We start from the raw sequence: 15,710 nt of genomic DNA on the forward strand, positions 1-15,710 counted from the left end.
AGATGGACAACCCCAACACAAAGAAAGGCTCCCCTCTCGCCCAGTGGACGGGAGGGGAGCCTTATATGTGACCACGGCAAAAGGATGGCAAAGCCGCAGTCGCCCAAAGGGAGGGCCTGGATGCACCGGGCCTAGATAAGGTTCTTGCCAGACACCTTATCGAAGAGATGGGTCGCGTTCTTCTCGAACTTGAACCAGATGGGGTCGCCCGCCTTGAGCGCACCCTTGGCCTCAAGGTCGACAACGGGAATGATCAGGACGAACTGGCCATCGGGAGCAGTCACGTGGACGTGCTCGGTCGAACCCATGAGCTCAGTCACCTCGACGGTGCCCTGGAGCGCACCCTCCTCGTCCTTGTCGGCAAGCAGGATCTGCTCGGGGCGCACGCCGGCCGTGATCTCCTTCACGTCGCCGCCGTCCCAGTTGAGGGCAAGCTGAGCGCAAGTCTCGGGGGCGAGCGCGACGTTCATATCCTCGGTCTTGACAGTGAAGCCGTTGCCCGAGCGCACCAGCTGGGCATCGAAGAAGTTCATCTGCGGCACGCCGATGAAGCCGGCGACGAAGATGTTCGCGGGATGGTTGAAGACCTCCTGCGGCGTGGCGATCTGCTGGACGACGCCGTCCTTCATGACCACGATGCGATCGCCGAGGGTCATAGCCTCGGTCTGGTCGTGGGTAACGTAGATGAAGGTGCCCTTGATCTCGTGACGCAGCTTAATGAGCTCGGCGCGCATCTGGTTACGCAGCTTGGCATCCAGGTTGGACAGGGGCTCGTCCATCAGGAAGACCTTGGGGTCACGCACGATGGCGCGGCCGATGGCGACACGCTGACGCTGGCCGCCAGAGAGCGCCTTGGGCTTACGGTCAAGGTACTCGGTAATACCCAGGATCTCGGCAGCGGAGCGAACCTTGCGGTCGATCTCGTCCTTGGGGACCTTCTTGAGCTCAAGCGTAAACGCCATGTTCTCGTACACCGTCATATTGGGGTACAGAGCATAACTCTGGAACACCATGGCGATGTCGCGGTCCTTGGGCGCCACGTCGTTGACGCGCTTGCCATCGATGAGCACATCGCCGGAGGTGATGTCCTCCAGGCCGGCGACCATGCGCATCGTCGTGGACTTACCGCAGCCAGAAGGGCCAACGAGGACGATGAACTCCTGGTCGTGAACGGTGAGGTTGAAGTCCTCTACAGCGAGCACACCGTCCTCGGTAACCTTGAGGTTGTGCTTCTTCTCCTCGGTTTTCTTCTTTTTGCCAAAGAAGCCCTTCTTTTTTGACTCGTTGTTGGGATACACCTTCTGAACATGTTTGAGAACGATCTCGGCCATGTCTTTACCTTTCGATACGCGACGCCGCGCTGAGAGGCGCCGCCAAAACTTGCAAAACAGTTACGGCATCAGCCCTTGACGGCACCTGCCACAACGCCGTCAATGATGTACTTCTGGCAGAAGATGTACATGATGACGATGGGGATGACGACCATCATGATGCATGCCATCATGGGGCCGAGCTCGACGTGGCCATAGCCGCCACGGAAGTACTGGATCAAGATAGGAATGGTCTTGTACTTGGTGGAGTCGAGCGTAAGGTAGGGCAGCAGATAGTCGTTCCAGACCCACATGGTCTCAAGGATGCCGACCGAAAGATAGGTGGGCTTCATAATGGGAAGGACGATCTTAAAGAACACCTGGACCGGGTTGCAGCCGTCGATCATGGCCGCTTCCTCAATCTCGAGCGGGATGTTCTTGACGAAGCCGGCGAACATAAAGACCGCGAGGCCCGCGCCAAAACCAAGGTAGATGAAGCAGATGTTAAACGGCGTGTTAAAGCCGATGCGGTCCGCGAGGTTGGACAGCGTGAACATGAGCATCTGGAACGGTACGACCATCGAGAAGACGAACAGGTAATAGAAGAAGTTCGAGATCTTGCTGTTGACGCGCACCACGTACCAAGCGCACATGGAGCAGCACACCAGAATCAGCACGACCGACGTGACCGTGATGATGAGCGAGTACATAAACGCCGAGGCAAAGCCCTGCTCGTTCAGAGCGTGCACGTAGTTTGCGAGGCCGTTGAACGTCTCGGGCGTGAGCAGATCGAACGCCGTGGTGGTGCTGATTGCGGTCGCTTTCTTAAAGGAATTGAGTGCAATCATGAACACGGGGTAGATCCATGCGAGCGACAGAATCGTAAAGAAGATCGAGAGCGCGCGGTTGATAGCCTTATCGCGTTTCATTACTGCTGCACCTCCTTGGACCTCGTGGCCTTAAGCTGGATCATAGAAATAGCGACAACCAGGATGCAGAAGATAACTGCCTTGGCCTGACCGATGCCCTGCCATGCGATGCCAGCACGCGAATAGAACGTGTTGTAGATGTTCAGGGCGAGCATCTCGGTGGAGTGCGCCGGGGCGCCACCGGTAAGGGCGAGGTTCTGGTCGAACAGCTTAAAGCCGTTGGTGATGGACAGGAACAGGCAGATGGTGATGGTCGGCATCAGGTTGGGGATCTTAACCTTCCAAAACGTCTGCCATGCCGTAGCGCCATCGACCTTGGCGGCCTCGATGTAGTCAGACGGGATGGACTGCAGACCAGCGATGTAGATGATCATCATGTAGCCGACCTGCTGCCACAGGGTCAGGATGATAAGGCCCCAGAAGCCAGCGGCGGAGTTGAGGGCGATGAGCTGGGCGCCCACGTTGGAGAGCAGGCAGTTGATCAGAATCTGCCAAATGTAGCCCAGCACGATGCCGCCGATCAGGTTAGGCATAAAGAAGATCGTACGGAAGATGTTGGTGCCCTTGAGCGCCTTGCGAGTGAGCGCCTGCGCAATAGCCAGCGCGATCACGTTGATGAGCACCGTCGACAGGAAGGCAAACGCCACGGTAAAGAAGAACGACGTGGAGAACTGCGGGTCGGTCAGTGCGCGCACGTAGTTCTCGATACCGACAAAGTGCGCGTTATTGATGGTAATAAACTGGCAGAACGAGAGATAGAAACCCTGGATAAAGGGAATCACGAACCCGATCATAAACGCCAGGCACGTGGGCAGCATAAAGAGCGGCCACCAGCGCTTGAGTGCTTTGCCCATAGAAGGGTCCTTTCAATATGCAGGGGGCGGGCAAACCTACGTCTGCCCGCCCCCTGTCGCTAATCAGATAGCTTGGGCAGCAACTGCTTACTCGGAAGCAGCCTTCTCGGTCTTCCAGCCATCGACGAAGGCGTTCTTGACGCCGTCCCACTTGGTGTTGTCGGCAGCATAAGCGATGAGAGCCTGCTTGAGGTTCTTCTTCCACTCCTCAGAGGGGATGTAAACGAAGTCCCAAGCGACGGTCTTCTTGCCGTCCTTGGCCATAGCAACGGCCTGCTGAGAGAAGACGTTGGTGGTCTCCTTAGCGCTCTTGAACGGGGCGGTCAGACCCATCTTGTCAGCGATGATGCTGGTGGCGGTGTCAGAAGTGACGCACCAATACATGAAGTCCTCGGTGGCCTTCTGGGCATCCTCGGAAGCCTGGGAGCTGACGCACCAGTAGTTCTCGCCGCCGGAGCACAGGCCCTGGTTCTCCTCGCCGTCGACGCCGATGTAGATCGGCAGCATGCCGAGCTGGTCGTCGGTCATACCGGCCTTGGTGAGGTCGGCGTAGGCCCAAGAGCCGTTCTGGTAGAAAACGGCCTTACCGGTTGCGAACTCGTTGGTGGCGTCGTCACCGGTCTTGGAGGCAAGCTGCGAAGGATCGCAGGTGGAGTCGGTGATATACAGGTCGAAGATCTGCTTAAAGTTGTCGAGATACTCGCCCTTGATCTCGTCGTCCTCCTGGTTGTGCTCCTTCTCGAACTCGTAGTAGAGCGGGAGGTTGGCGAGGTGGGTGGTGTAGCGCCAGCTGGAGGAGTCATCCATGCCGGCGGAAGTGAAGGCACCGTCAACGCCGAGCTCGTCCTTGCGGGCCTGGATGTCATCGGCGCAAGCCTTCAGCTTGTCGAAGGAGTTGATGTCCTCGGCCTTGTAGCCGGCCTTCTCGAGGAGCTCCTTGTTGTAGATGATGCCGTAGCTCTCCTGAACCCAGTCGATACCCAGATCCTTGCCGTCGGACTGCAGCGCCAGGGAGTCGTCGATGAGCTCGCCGCGGAGCTTGGTGTCGGAAAGATCGGCGCAGTAGTCCTTCCAGTTCTTAAGGCCGGTGGGGCCGTTGACCTGGAACAGCGTCGGAGCGGAGCTCTTGGACATCTCGGACTTGAGCTTCTCCTCGTAGGTGTTGGAGGCGGCGGTCACGATCTTGACCTCGACGCCCTTCTCCTTCTTGTACGCCTTGGCGATCTCCTTCCACTCCTTGTCGACCTCGGGCTTGAACTGGAGGAAGTAGACCTCGGCAGCGTCACCAGAAGCAGAGGAGCCAGAGCCGGCAGAACCACCGCAGCCCACGAGGCCCAGACCAAGAACCGCAGCCGCGGAACCAGCAAAGCCCAGGAACTGCCTTCTGCTCATTTCGTTCTTCATTACAATCCACCCTTTCACACCGTGGCGGCACCCTTTGCCGCCGCCTTCGGAGATTGGCTCGGGGACTTTGCCCCTTTTGCTGACTTGTACAATACGCTATTTGGCTAGTTGTTTGAACAAGTATTACTAGAGCGGTAGAAAAACTTCGGTGAACGGTAATTTCAACTTGATACTTGACAAGTTTTGTATAAACAATTATTTATTATCGAATGCAGAGAAAACGCCCGATCAAGCCGATGCATCGTCGGTTTGACCGGGCGTTTTCGCTTTGAGGGCATGAGTCTCGTCAGGCTGCGAGCTAGCCGGCTATCGCTTGGAGTTGACGCGGTAGTGGAAGATCTCGGGATGCGTGCGGGCATGCGTGACCTCGAACAAGATGCCGTCCGAAGTGTACGACTGGCTCTCCATGACGGCGACACAGTTGTACTTGCCAAGGTCCAAGTAGCTGCAGTCCTCATCGTTGGCGAGCTCGACACTCACCGTACGGCGGCTCGCCATCACTTTGATGCCGCGCTTGTGCTCCAGATAGTCGTAGATGGACTTCTCGGCGACCTCGGGCGTCAGGCCCTTGGCGATCGACTCCAAAAAGTAGCCGTGGTCCACCTGGCGAGCACTGCCGTTGAGGCTTCGGACACGCACGACGCGAATCAGCTCCTCGCCCACCTTAAAGCCCAGGCGACGAGAGAGTTGCTCAGTGCAAATCAAATGTTCAAAAGACTTGACCTCGGTCGATGCGACGGCATTGTTGCGTTTTGCGAACTCGCCAAACGACTCAACCTCTTCGAGTGCGCCCAGCATATCGGTTTCGCCCTTAAGCCAAATAACGCGCACACCCTTGCCGTGTATAGGCTGCACAAACATCTGGTCGGCCAGCATGCTCAAGGCGCGTCGAACGGTATTGCGCGTGCAGCCAAACTCCGCGGTCAGCTCGGCTTCGGTTGGCAGCATCTCCTGAAACGCATAGGTCCCGTTGATGATGCGCGAACGGATCTCGCGGTAGATTCCTTCGTAAATCGCTTTTGGCATGATTTCACCTCTAATGAATATGTATGGCTAGGCACGATAGCATTTCTTAAAGTTGTTTAAACCGATTATCGGTAAAGCACGGATTATTTACCGTCGACGGTTCCCCCGAAACCAAAATCGGACCGAATCAAAACCGTCAATGCGGCAAGCAGCCAGTCCTCTACAATGAGTTCATTGTTTAAACGTTCTTGCTCGCACAGCATGTTGCATCCGGAAGGCATATTATGCTGCAGAAAATCCAACGTTTTGGCGGAGCCATGTTCGCGCCCGCCATGCTGTTTTCTATATCAGGCCTCATGGTCGGCATCTCCGCCCTCGCAACGACCGTGGATATCGTCGGCGACCTCGCCGTATACGGAACCCCCTGGTACGTTTTCTGGACCATCATCCAGCGCGGCTCGTGGACGGTCTTTAAGCGCCTTCCACTCCTTTTTGCCGTAGCGCTGCCTATCGGCCTTGCCCAAAAGCAACCGGCACGCTGCTGCCTCGAGGCGCTCGTAGCCTATTTTGCCTACTGTTTCTTTTTGAGCGAGATCATTAAGCTGAGCGGCGACAACCTTGGACTTAAGTACCCGTCGTCTTTAACCCCCGCCAGCGGCATCACCGTCATCGACGGCATCAAGACGCTCGACACCGGCATTATCGGCCCGCTGGCGGTGTCGGCAACCGTCGTCGCCATCCATGACCGCTTCTACGATGCCAAGGTTCCCGATTGGCTCGGCACCTTCTCGGGTTCCTCGCTGGTCTACCTCATCAGCTTTTTTGCCGTGTTTGCCCTTGCCGCCATCTCGGCCGCCATCGTGCCCTTCGCATACGCTGTGACCGAAACGCTGCGCCACGCACTTGCGGGCGTCGGCCCCTTCGGCGTGGGCATCTTTGTGTTTTTGGAGCGAGCGCTCGAGCCCATGGGGCTGCACCATCTGCTCTATATGCCCATCTATTACGACAATCTGGTCATTCACGACGGTATTTACGCCACGTGGACCAACCTGCTCCCCATTCTCTCCCATAGCACGCGCCCTTTAAATGAACTTGCGCCCTGGGCAGGTTTTACCGCCACCGGCTGGGGCAAGCTCTTTGGCCTTCCCGCCATCGCGGCAGCATTCTATTTCACCGCCAAACCCGAACGCCGCGCCGGCCTTAAGGTCATCCTTTTGCCCGCCATCGTCGCCTCGGTGGTCTGCGGCGTCACCGAGCCGCTCGAGTTTCTCTTTATGTTCACCTATCCCGGACTCTTTTTGCTCTACGCCGTCCTGTCCTCCTGCCTTGCCATGACCATGAACTTCTTTGGCATCGTCGGCATCTTCTCGGGCGGTCTCATGGAAATGACGGCCTTCAACTTCATCCCACTCATGCGAATGCATGCCGGCTCCTACCTTTTGGCGCTCGGTATCGGTCTTGCCTTTAGCCTCATCTTTTTTGTTAGTTTTCGAGCACTCATCTTGGTCTATGACCTTAAGACGCCGGGCCGCGAGGATCATGTCTCCAATCGCGCGGCAATCGATCGTTTAACGGGAAGCGGCTTTGCCAAAGAGCAATCTCCCAATGGCGAGGTCAGTATTCAATCCGATCAAGATCACGTCCTCGCCGAGCGGGTAATTCAGCTTTTAGGTGGCGTTGGCAATATCGTGGGCGCAACCAACTGCGCCACGCGCCTGCGCGTCGAGGTCGCAGACCCTTCCATCGTTGCAGATAATGCGTCGTTTGTCGCGGTGGGCGCCAAGGGCCTCATCATTACGGGCAAGACCGCCCAGGTGATTATTGGCATCTCCGTTCCCCGCGTTAAAGAGCATTTTGACCAGATCATGGGCCTCGAGCCGGGATTTGTGCCCACCACCTCGGCCTCCCCTGCCGCCAGCGCAGCCCATAAGCGCGGCGATATCTGCTTCTTCGATATCGACGGAACACTCGCCTGGCAAGACCCTCGAGTGGCACAAGAGCTTCCCGAGAGCGAGCGAGACCTCTCCCCCTATCCCAATGAAGCGGTCTCGCAAGCCATCCGTGATTTTGTCGCCAAGGGCAATATGGCGTTTATCTGCACAGGGCGCACGCTGAGCTGCATCCATCCAAAGCTGCTCGAGCTGCCCTGGACCGGCATCGTCTGCCTCGCGGGTGGCTATGTCGAACTTGAGGGACACGTGATTCGCGATTTGGCGATGACGCCCGGCATGCTGCAGCGCCTTGCTCCCATTCTTGAGCAATCGGACGAAGTGATTCGTTTTGAGGGACTCAATGGCGTCGTTCGCATGAGTGCCGATGCGCCCGACGCCCCCGGATATGCCCGCACCGTGGGCGATGCAATTACGCAGCTGCAACATTACAGCGCCTACAAGATCTTAATGTCCACGTCGCTTGCCAACCGCATCGCTCAGGATCAAACGTTTGAGCCGCTGCTCTGCTTTAACGAGCTCGAGCTCGAAGTGACCGAGATTTCGCCTCGCGAATGTACCAAGCGCGAGGGTATCCAGTCCGTACTCGACGCTCTCGACCCCAACCATGGAACGGTGTATGGCATCGGTGATGCCAGCAATGACATCTCGCTGATGAACGCCGTCGACGTCGGCATCGCCATGGGCAATGCACCGGACTATCTCAAAAAGCGCGCGGACTACATCACCGACTCGGTCGACAAAGATGGCGTCGTCAAGGCGCTCGAGCACTTTGGACTGGTCTAACTACGAAACTCGTCCGACATGCGCCGTTACCTTAAATCCCCAAACCTGCCACGCAGGCAGGCACAATGTGGCAATATGTTGCCTGCACACTACATCGATGCAACCTAAGAAAGAATGCGAGAACCCGTGTCCAGTCCGTTTACCAGCTTTTTAGCCCAGCACTTTGGCCAGATCAACGACTATCTGGCCACGTTCTTTGACGGACAGGCAACCTCTGCCGATATCGAGCGTTACCTGTACGCGCCGCTCTCGGCTTTTACGGCCAACGCCGGCAAGCGCCATCGCCCGCTTATCTGCATGCTCGCCGCAACCGCAGTGGGCGGTAGCTTTGAGAGCGCCCGCAGCGCCGCGGCGGCTATCGAGCACTTCCAGTCGGGCGCACTGATCCACGATGATATCGCAGATAATGGACAGCTGCGTCGCGGCAAACCCTGCATGCACCTCACCGAGGGCACGGGGCTTGCCATCAACTGCGGTGACCTGGCACTCACCATGGTCACCAAGACGGTTCTCGACGACCCCACGCTCGAGGCAGACGTGAAGCTTCGCGTGCTCCACGAGCTTACCGAGATGATCGTCCGCACCATCGAGGGTCAAGCGCTCGACCTGGGTTGGGTCCGTGACGAGCGCTTTGATATCTCGGTTGATGACTACCTGGACATGGCCACGCACAAGACCGCGTATTACAGCGGAGCCACGCCACTTGCCGCCGGAGCCATTATCGGTGGCGGCAGCAAAGAGCAGGTCGAGGCGCTACGCGCCTTTGGCCTGCACACTGGCCTTGCCTTTCAAATTCAGGACGACCTGCTCAACTTGGTCGGCACCAAAGAGGCCGCCAACAAGGACTTCCGCACCGACATCACCGAGGGCAAGCGCACGCTCGTCGCTGTGCATGCCCTGTCAAATGAGCGCTATCACGACGAGGTCGAGGCAATCCTTTCCTCGGGCACCGAGGACCCCGCGCAGCTCGCGCGTGCCGTGGAGATCTTCCAGCAGACCGGCTCCATCGATTACGCCCACACTTATGCGCTCGACCTGACCGCTAAGGCCAAAGCGGCCATCGAGAACGTTGAGCTTGACCCGCACGCACGCGATCTGTTCCTCTCCATGGCAGATTTCTTTGTGGAGCGCCTCAACTAGCGGGGGTCATAAAACCTGTGGGCAGCGCGTTTGGGTACAAGTTGCTACACTGTTGAGTGCATGTTTATGCATTGTCTCGCGTTGTCTATCCGACACGCGCTCAATATAGTACGAATCGTACGCCGAAAGGGGTTCGTTCATGGAACCTATTACCACGGGCATGCGGGGAGCAGCCGTCGAGGATGTTCAGTCCCGCCTTCTGCAGCTCGGTTACACCATCGATGCCGACGAGGTCGCCGACAAGCGCTTTGGCACCACCACCGAGCAGGCTGTTGGCACGTTTAGGCTCGATAGCGGCCTTGCGGCCGGTCATGCCGTTGACATCCCCTGCTGGAGCGCCCTGGTAGACGCCTCGTATAAACTGGGCGACCGCACCCTCTATCTGCGCATGCCCAATTTTCACGGCGCCGATGTAAAAGCCTTGCAGCGCGCTCTCAACGTTTTGGGCTTTGCCTGTGGCGAAGACGACGGATACTTTGGTCCGCACACCGAGGCCGCCCTGCAGCAGTTCCAGGAAAATGTCGGCCTGTTTGCCGACGGCATGGCCTTCCAGGACACCTACGCCTACATCAACCGCCTGCACCATGTGTGGGAGGGCAAGCCCTCGGTCACCGAGGCCGAATCGCGCATCGGTTTTGCTCGCGCCGCCAACGTGCTCGAGCGCTTCCAGATTGCCGTCATCGGCGAGGACCCCATTGCGCGCAGCGTAGCATCGCGCATGTGGAACATCGCCACGGCGACGACTGACAGCAGCGGCATGATGCTTTGCGATTCCGAGGTTCCGACCGACGTTGACCTGGTGCTCGAGATCGCAAGCGACGAGTTGCCTGCAGACGCCGCCCCGCGCGCCACGATCGCCCTCGCCGAGTGCCACAACCTGGCCCAACGCATCCGTACCGCCAATGTTGCCGCACAGCAAAAGCCGGCACGAATTCGCATCGAGCTCACCGGCATGACGCGTTACAACGGCACCTTTACCGCAAGCGACGCGCAGACCCTCGCCGTCCGCCTTCTCGATGGCGTTTGCGATGCCCTCGCAGATTAGGTAAACTAGACGAGTTGCTTTTGAGCAACACCAGACATTGGGACGTAGTTCAACGGTAGAACTCCGGTTTTTGGTGCCGGCTGTTGGGGGTTCGAATCCCTCCGTCCCAGCCCCAAAGAACATAGCGCTCCAGGCCCGTATGGACCTGGAGCGCTTTCTTGTGGGAAAGCGGAGGGATTCGAACCCGCGAGGGTGCGGAGCTGAGGAACGCGAAGCGTTTTCCAGCGCAGCACGCAAGGAGCGAAGCGACGCAGCGGGGCGCGGCCGCCGAAAAGGCGGACGCGGAATCCCACCGTCCCATATCAGCCATAAGCTCCCCGCATCAAATATCAGCCCCGTTCCGAAAAGCGAGCCGTAATCTACAAAATGGCGTGTGGCCCCGACGGGCCGGGCATTAAGTTTGTCGCGAGTTCCGCACGCAAAGAAAGCCACGTGACCTCGATGTTTTGGACGTGACAGCGAGAGGGGCCCTGGTATGGCAAGGTGACGTGAAACAAGGCGGCGCTGACCTTCTGGTCGCGCCGCCGAAGTTGAACGTCAGATTGCCGTGCCAGGGACCCTCGCAGCGTCGAGAGGACCGCCGTTCGGTAGAACGGCGGAACTAATTATTCAGCATGCGGTCGAAGCTTCCCGAGTCGCCATCCCGATAGTCGGCGGTCATCAGAATCTCCTGCGGAATGCGCCCGCCTTCACGTAGCACGTTGCGGAACTGCACACGCGTGACCATGGGCAGATCCTTGATCGTCGCCGCCAAGTTCTGCGGCACGCCCTGGTTGGCAGCCGCGGGCTCGCACTCTCCGCCGGCCTTCACGCGACGCTTGTGCTCGGCGAGCATGGCGCGGTACATGCCGGCATGCAGGCGAATCTCAACCACATTGGCATTGCGAGCCTGCTCGACGATGCGCGCGCCCTCGCGGTCGATATCGCCCACGTAGTAGACGTAGTTAAAGCGATAGCCGATCTCAGCCAGATAATCGTCCAGGGCATGCGAGACGCTCGCCTTGCATCCGCCGCCAAAAATCACGCCGCCCACCTTGATGCCAAAGAGCTTGGCGTGCTTGCGGCCGCGCAGCAGCCTGACGATCTCGTCGTAGGTGTCCAAGTTCTCGACCATAATGAACGGCTTGTCGGCTCCCAGCGTAAAGAAGCCCGTAAAGTGCACGGGGCGATTGGGGGCGACCTTGATCGCCTGCATGCTGATGCCCTTTTCGGTCATACGCCTGATCAAGCGCTCACCGTGCTTGCCGTCAAAAGCCTTCTCGTCGTTAAAGATCTGGTAGGCACGCTGGCGGCGCGAGGCAACCGGCGTATCGGCACCTCGGTTCTGCTCGATCCAAGCCTGGATGATTGCGATTTCCTCGGCAATCTTGCGGTTGGACATCTCGTTGTGCTGAGTGCGCTGCGGAGCCTTTTTGCCGTCCTTGCCCTCGACCTTTACGATCTGTGTCTGCTGCTCCTTGATCTTAGAGAGCGCCGTAGGCGTAGGGACAACTTTGAGCAGCTGCCTGCCTAAAACGCGGGCAAGGGCAAACGCCGATACCTCGCCGTGGACGGCCGACTCGGGCTGCTGGGCAGCAGCATCTGCTGCGGCAGACTCCGGCTTCTTCTGAGACCTGCGCTTAGAATCGCCTTGGGAATTGCGCTCGCGCTTCGGCATAGACGCCTGCTTCTGCGGACGATCGGACTTGCTCTCCTTCGCCGGCTGGCGCTTAGACTGCCCCGAAGAAACCTCGGCCTTCGCATCCTCGTCCTGCGGCGTGGTCTTCTCGGCTGCAGTCTCGGCATGGGAACTGCGACCCCCGCGATGGCGACGGCGGCGAGGCCTACTCGACGCGCCCTGCTCCGTCTGCCCATCAGTAGGCTGCTCGCCCTTGGCCTCGGCAGCAACCTCAAGCTGCGGCTCAACAGGCTTCTGCTCGCGAGCCGCCGGCTCAACGGTTTTCTCGGTTTGTTCGGCCTTCTCGGCCTGAGCGGTCGGAGCCGGCTCGCCCTTCTCCTGACGCCTTACGGGATACGCGCGCCTCGCAAAACCACGCCCGGGACGGCATGAACCCGGAGCCTTCTTGGCAGACTCCTCAACATCGTCTGCAGCCTCGGAAGGCTCTTCAACCTCATGCGCGACATCCTGCTGCGCAGCCTTAAAGTGAGCACCGCGACGACGCTTGGGCTCTTGGGCCTCCACGGGCTTTTGCTCCTTCGCGGGCTTCTGCGACTCGGCAGCAACCTCGTTCTCAACAGCCTCGGCATCCGTCTCACCCTTTTGAGCAACGGCGCGACGGAAGCGCTCCTGCTGGGCGCGGCGCTGCGCATCGCGCTTGCCACCCCCGCCAAAACCGCCGCGTCCTGCCTTGGCCGTAAAGGCGCGCACGACGTTCTCATCGAGCAACTCATCGGTATCGACATGCTCACGCGGAGCAGCTTCTTCCACAGCAGGCACGTCAGCGGAATCCTCGACGACAAAATCTTCGACGGACTCGGCAGGCTGCTCCTGGGCATCGCGGATCTCAGCATTGATGGTATAGAACGCCGGGCGCCCGTTAATGCCGCTACCCTCGATCTTGGTCACGATATTTGCCGCGATAAGCTCATCGCGCATCGCCTTGGTGTCGCATTCCTTATCGACGGAGCGGAAAATCTGCGCCAGTGCACTCGACTTAATCTTGAGCGCCTTGCGGCAAAGCAGATCGTAGGCAACCAGCTTGGCACGCTCAGCAGAAAGCGACGTCTGGCTGCTCAGGCGCTCAGCCAGAGCATCGACATTGTTTTGATTATCGGAATATACCGTCTTGGCCACGGGGCCCCTTTCATATGCACACATATACGTCCATATGGTACAACGCACGAGCCTATCCACGCAAAACATCTGCGAGAACGCCCTTGCACCACCTGTTCTCACAAGAAAAAAGACCGGGTCCGCTTGATTGCGGACCCGGTCTTTCCGAGTCAAATAGATGGGAGATTCAACCCGTCCGACCGACTAGGCCTTGGCGGCCTCGGCGTCGGCAGGAGCTTCAGCGGCAGCGGCGCGACCGTACTCGGCCTTGCCCATCTCGGACCACTCGGGCTCCTCATCAGGCATGGAGCCGGCCTCCTTGCCGAAGAACTCCTTGAGGCAGTTGACGGCGACGATGAGGCCCAGGACCATCAGCAGGACGGCGAAAACGAGCTGCAGGCCCTTGGTGGCGGCGACGGAAACGGCGGCCGTGGTGGCGGTAGCCGGGATGGTGCCGAAGAAACCGTAGGCCTGGACGGCGGTCATGCAGCCCATGGCGCTCTGGACCAGCGAGGTGAAGGTGCAGCAGAGCAGGAAGGCGACGGGCACGTAGAGCATCCAGCCCTTGCGGCCGGTGCACTTGCAGAACACGGCGAGGGTGATCATGGTCATACCGCCGAGCAGCTGGTTGGAAGCACCAAAGAGCGGCCAGATGTTGGCATAGCCACCAAAGGCAAGGGCGAGACCGGGAAGCAGGGTGACGACCGTGGCGAACCAGGGGTTGCCGAGAACCTTCATGTAGCCGGCCTTGGACTCGATGGCCAGGGCGTCGTTGGTCTGGGCAAAGAACTCGGAGAACGAGGTGCGGGCGATGCGGGCGACGGCGTCGAGCGAGGTCAGGGCCAGAGCGGAAACGTTCATGGTCATGAAGACGGTAGCGAGCGTACCGTCAACACCGAAGGCCTGCATACCGCGGGAGATGCCAGCGGCGAAGATCTGGAACGGGGTGGAAGCGACACCGGCGTTGAGGGCGCCAGTACCGGCGGTGTTCATATCGGAGAACATGATGCCGGCGACGATGATGGCAAGGATGCCGACGAAGGACTCGACGATCATGGCGCCATAACCGACCTTGACGGCGTCCTGCTCCTTCTCGACCTGCTTAGAGGAGGTACCGGAAGAAACGAGGCTGTGGAAACCGGAGAGAGCGCCGCAGGCGACGGAGACAAACAGGACCGGGAACATCATGCCCGAAGCATTGCTAAAGCCAGTGAAAACCGGAGCGGTGATGGTGGCCTGGCCGTTAACACCCAGGACGACGATACCGAGGACAGCGCAGGCGATCATGACGATCATCATGATGGAAGTGAGGTAGTCGCGAGGGGTCTTGAGCATCTGGATGGGCATGGCGCCAGCAAAGACCAGGTAGACCATGACAACGGCGAACCACTGGAACTTGTCCAGGTAGACCGGGAACTGCATGCCGACGGCAAACATGAGAACCATGAGCACCACGCCAGTGACAAACTCGGCAGCGCCGGTGAGGTTGAACTTCTTCTGGGCCCAACCAAAGGCGATAGCGACGAAGGTGAACAGGATGGAGATGGTACCAGCACAGCCGGCGGCATAGGACTTGGTGAAGTCGATAGCACCGGTGGCAGCGCCAGAAGCGTCAACGACCGAGGTGAACATGAACGTCTTGCAGACCATGTCGGTGAAAGCGGCGATGACGATGATGCAGAACAGCCAGCAGAACAGCAGGAACAGGCGACGGCCGGTCTTGCCGATGTATTTCTCGATGAGCTGGGCCAGGGACTTGCCGTTGTTCTTCATCGAAGCGTACAGAGCACCAAAGTCGTGGACGGCGCCAAAGAAGATGCCGCCGACGAGGACCCAGAGCACGACGGGCAGCCAGCCAAAGGCCATGGCGACGATCGTACCCGTGACAGGGCCAGCACCGCAGATCGAGCTGAACTGGTGCGAGAACGCGGTAAAGGCGGAGACGGGCGAGAAGCTCTTGCCGTCCTTCATGCGCTTGGCCGGCGTGAGGGCCTCTTTGTCAACGCCCCACTTGTTGGCCAGCCAGCGGCCGTAGCCCAGATAGCCACAGGCGAGCACCGCCGCGGCCACAACCATGAGCAAAACTCCGTTCATTACATTTCCTCCTCTAAAAAGAACTTCCTAGACATAAAAAATGAGGGCCGTCGGTTGCGCTCGACGGCCCTCATCTTCATCAGCCGCCCGTTATCGTACGGGCTAGCTGTATGTGCTAACCCGCATCAGATAATTACTACGCTGATAATGTTTAGCTGATGCGTGAACATGTCTAAGAAATCCTCTTCAATCATGATGTGAACGATCCGTGCGTGTTCACATCCCCCAGTGGTTGAAAAGGAGTATGAAACTTTAGTTACCTAAAGTCAACGCAAATTTGTAATGGATTTTCAACTTTTTTGAATTTCTCGTTATAAAACGCCACTGACCTCGGACTTTACCCAACAAAAGTTTTTGCATGGGAGATACCCCTCGGGAGCCGCGGGAGCCGGGCGGCGCATATGAACTTTCCTGCTCTACAGTCCTGCGCAAGACGGAAAGCACATTAAGTGCTTTCCTT

Annotated in this window: 11 protein-coding genes and 1 tRNA gene; 4 read left to right on the forward strand and 8 right to left on the reverse strand. The window is 58.6% G+C overall.

Translation table 11 applies throughout. The features are described 5' to 3' along the window. Positions 1-131: 131 nt before the first annotated feature. The 5 genes from DW796_RS09180 to DW796_RS09200 all read right to left on the reverse strand — a co-directional run bounded on the left by DW796_RS09180 (position 132) and on the right by DW796_RS09200 (position 5,523). Entirely contained in the window at positions 132-1,331 is a 1,200-nt protein-coding gene (locus DW796_RS09180; RefSeq protein WP_055252176.1) for an ABC transporter ATP-binding protein, read from the reverse strand. A 68-nt stretch (positions 1,332-1,399) separates the two neighbouring features. Continuing rightward, positions 1,400-2,239, reverse strand: a complete 840-nt coding sequence (locus tag DW796_RS09185) for a carbohydrate ABC transporter permease (protein WP_117584245.1) — start codon at positions 2,237-2,239, stop codon at positions 1,400-1,402. Further along, positions 2,239-3,093: a carbohydrate ABC transporter permease gene (locus DW796_RS09190; RefSeq protein ID WP_099432301.1), complete on the reverse strand. Its 855-nt coding sequence runs from the start codon at positions 3,091-3,093 to the stop codon at positions 2,239-2,241. The genes DW796_RS09185 and DW796_RS09190 overlap by 1 nt, the downstream gene beginning before the upstream one ends. 87 nt (positions 3,094-3,180) lie before the next feature. Beyond that, complete coding sequence (locus DW796_RS09195) at positions 3,181-4,497, reverse strand: ABC transporter substrate-binding protein (protein ID WP_055252173.1); 1,317 nt, start codon at positions 4,495-4,497, stop codon at positions 3,181-3,183. 306 nt (positions 4,498-4,803) lie between these two features. Further along, entirely contained in the window at positions 4,804-5,523 is a 720-nt protein-coding gene (locus tag DW796_RS09200; RefSeq protein WP_118094952.1) for a GntR family transcriptional regulator, read from the reverse strand. A gap of 224 nt (positions 5,524-5,747) precedes the next feature. Between DW796_RS09200 and DW796_RS09205 the strand changes: the two genes are divergently transcribed. The 4 genes from DW796_RS09205 to DW796_RS09220 all read left to right on the forward strand — a co-directional run bounded on the left by DW796_RS09205 (position 5,748) and on the right by DW796_RS09220 (position 10,493). Continuing rightward, complete coding sequence (locus DW796_RS09205; RefSeq protein ID WP_118094954.1) at positions 5,748-8,198, forward strand: PTS transporter subunit EIIC; 2,451 nt, start codon at positions 5,748-5,750, stop codon at positions 8,196-8,198. A 126-nt stretch (positions 8,199-8,324) separates the two neighbouring features. Continuing rightward, entirely contained in the window at positions 8,325-9,338 is a 1,014-nt protein-coding gene (locus DW796_RS09210) for a polyprenyl synthetase family protein (protein ID WP_118094956.1), read from the forward strand. A gap of 139 nt (positions 9,339-9,477) precedes the next feature. Continuing rightward, positions 9,478-10,383: a peptidoglycan-binding protein gene (locus DW796_RS09215; RefSeq protein ID WP_187362397.1), complete on the forward strand. Its 906-nt coding sequence runs from the start codon at positions 9,478-9,480 to the stop codon at positions 10,381-10,383. Positions 10,384-10,421: 38 nt separating this feature from the next. Then, positions 10,422-10,493 (forward strand) — tRNA-Gln (locus DW796_RS09220). Between the two features lie 491 nt (positions 10,494-10,984). On the opposite strand, the gene DW796_RS09225 is transcribed toward DW796_RS09220, so the two are convergent. The 3 genes from DW796_RS09225 to DW796_RS10675 form a co-directional block, all read right to left on the reverse strand. Further along, a complete protein-coding gene (locus tag DW796_RS09225; protein WP_158567723.1) occupies positions 10,985-13,177 on the reverse strand; it encodes a hypothetical protein in 2,193 nt (730 codons plus the stop codon). Between the two features lie 183 nt (positions 13,178-13,360). After that, positions 13,361-15,250 carry a carbon starvation protein A gene (locus tag DW796_RS09230; protein ID WP_118094960.1) on the reverse strand — a complete coding sequence of 630 codons (1,890 nt, stop codon included), beginning with the start codon at positions 15,248-15,250 and terminating at the stop codon, positions 13,361-13,363. 252 nt (positions 15,251-15,502) lie between these two features. After that, the coding region (locus DW796_RS10675) for a hypothetical protein (RefSeq protein WP_222847478.1) at positions 15,503-15,710 on the reverse strand (208 nt) is incomplete at its 5' end.

It is taken from the genome of Collinsella sp. AM31-2AC (assembly GCF_003469285.1).
GTDB lineage: Bacteria > Actinomycetota > Coriobacteriia > Coriobacteriales > Coriobacteriaceae > Collinsella > Collinsella aerofaciens_AT.

Coding starts and splice junctions, on each gene's coding strand:
- DW796_RS09180 (WP_055252176.1), bottom strand. CDS start 1,331: ATGGCCGAGATCGTTCTCAAACATGTTCAGAAGGTGTATCCCAACAAC.
- DW796_RS09185 (WP_117584245.1), bottom strand. CDS start 2,239: ATGAAACGCGATAAGGCTATCAACCGCGCGCTCTCGATCTTCTTTACG.
- DW796_RS09190 (WP_099432301.1), bottom strand. CDS start 3,093: ATGGGCAAAGCACTCAAGCGCTGGTGGCCGCTCTTTATGCTGCCCACG.
- DW796_RS09195 (WP_055252173.1), bottom strand. CDS start 4,497: ATGAAGAACGAAATGAGCAGAAGGCAGTTCCTGGGCTTTGCTGGTTCC.
- DW796_RS09200 (WP_118094952.1), bottom strand. CDS start 5,523: ATGCCAAAAGCGATTTACGAAGGAATCTACCGCGAGATCCGTTCGCGC.
- DW796_RS09205 (WP_118094954.1), top strand. CDS start 5,748: ATGCTGCAGAAAATCCAACGTTTTGGCGGAGCCATGTTCGCGCCCGCC.
- DW796_RS09215 (WP_187362397.1), top strand. CDS start 9,478: ATGGAACCTATTACCACGGGCATGCGGGGAGCAGCCGTCGAGGATGTT.
- DW796_RS09230 (WP_118094960.1), bottom strand. CDS start 15,250: ATGAACGGAGTTTTGCTCATGGTTGTGGCCGCGGCGGTGCTCGCCTGT.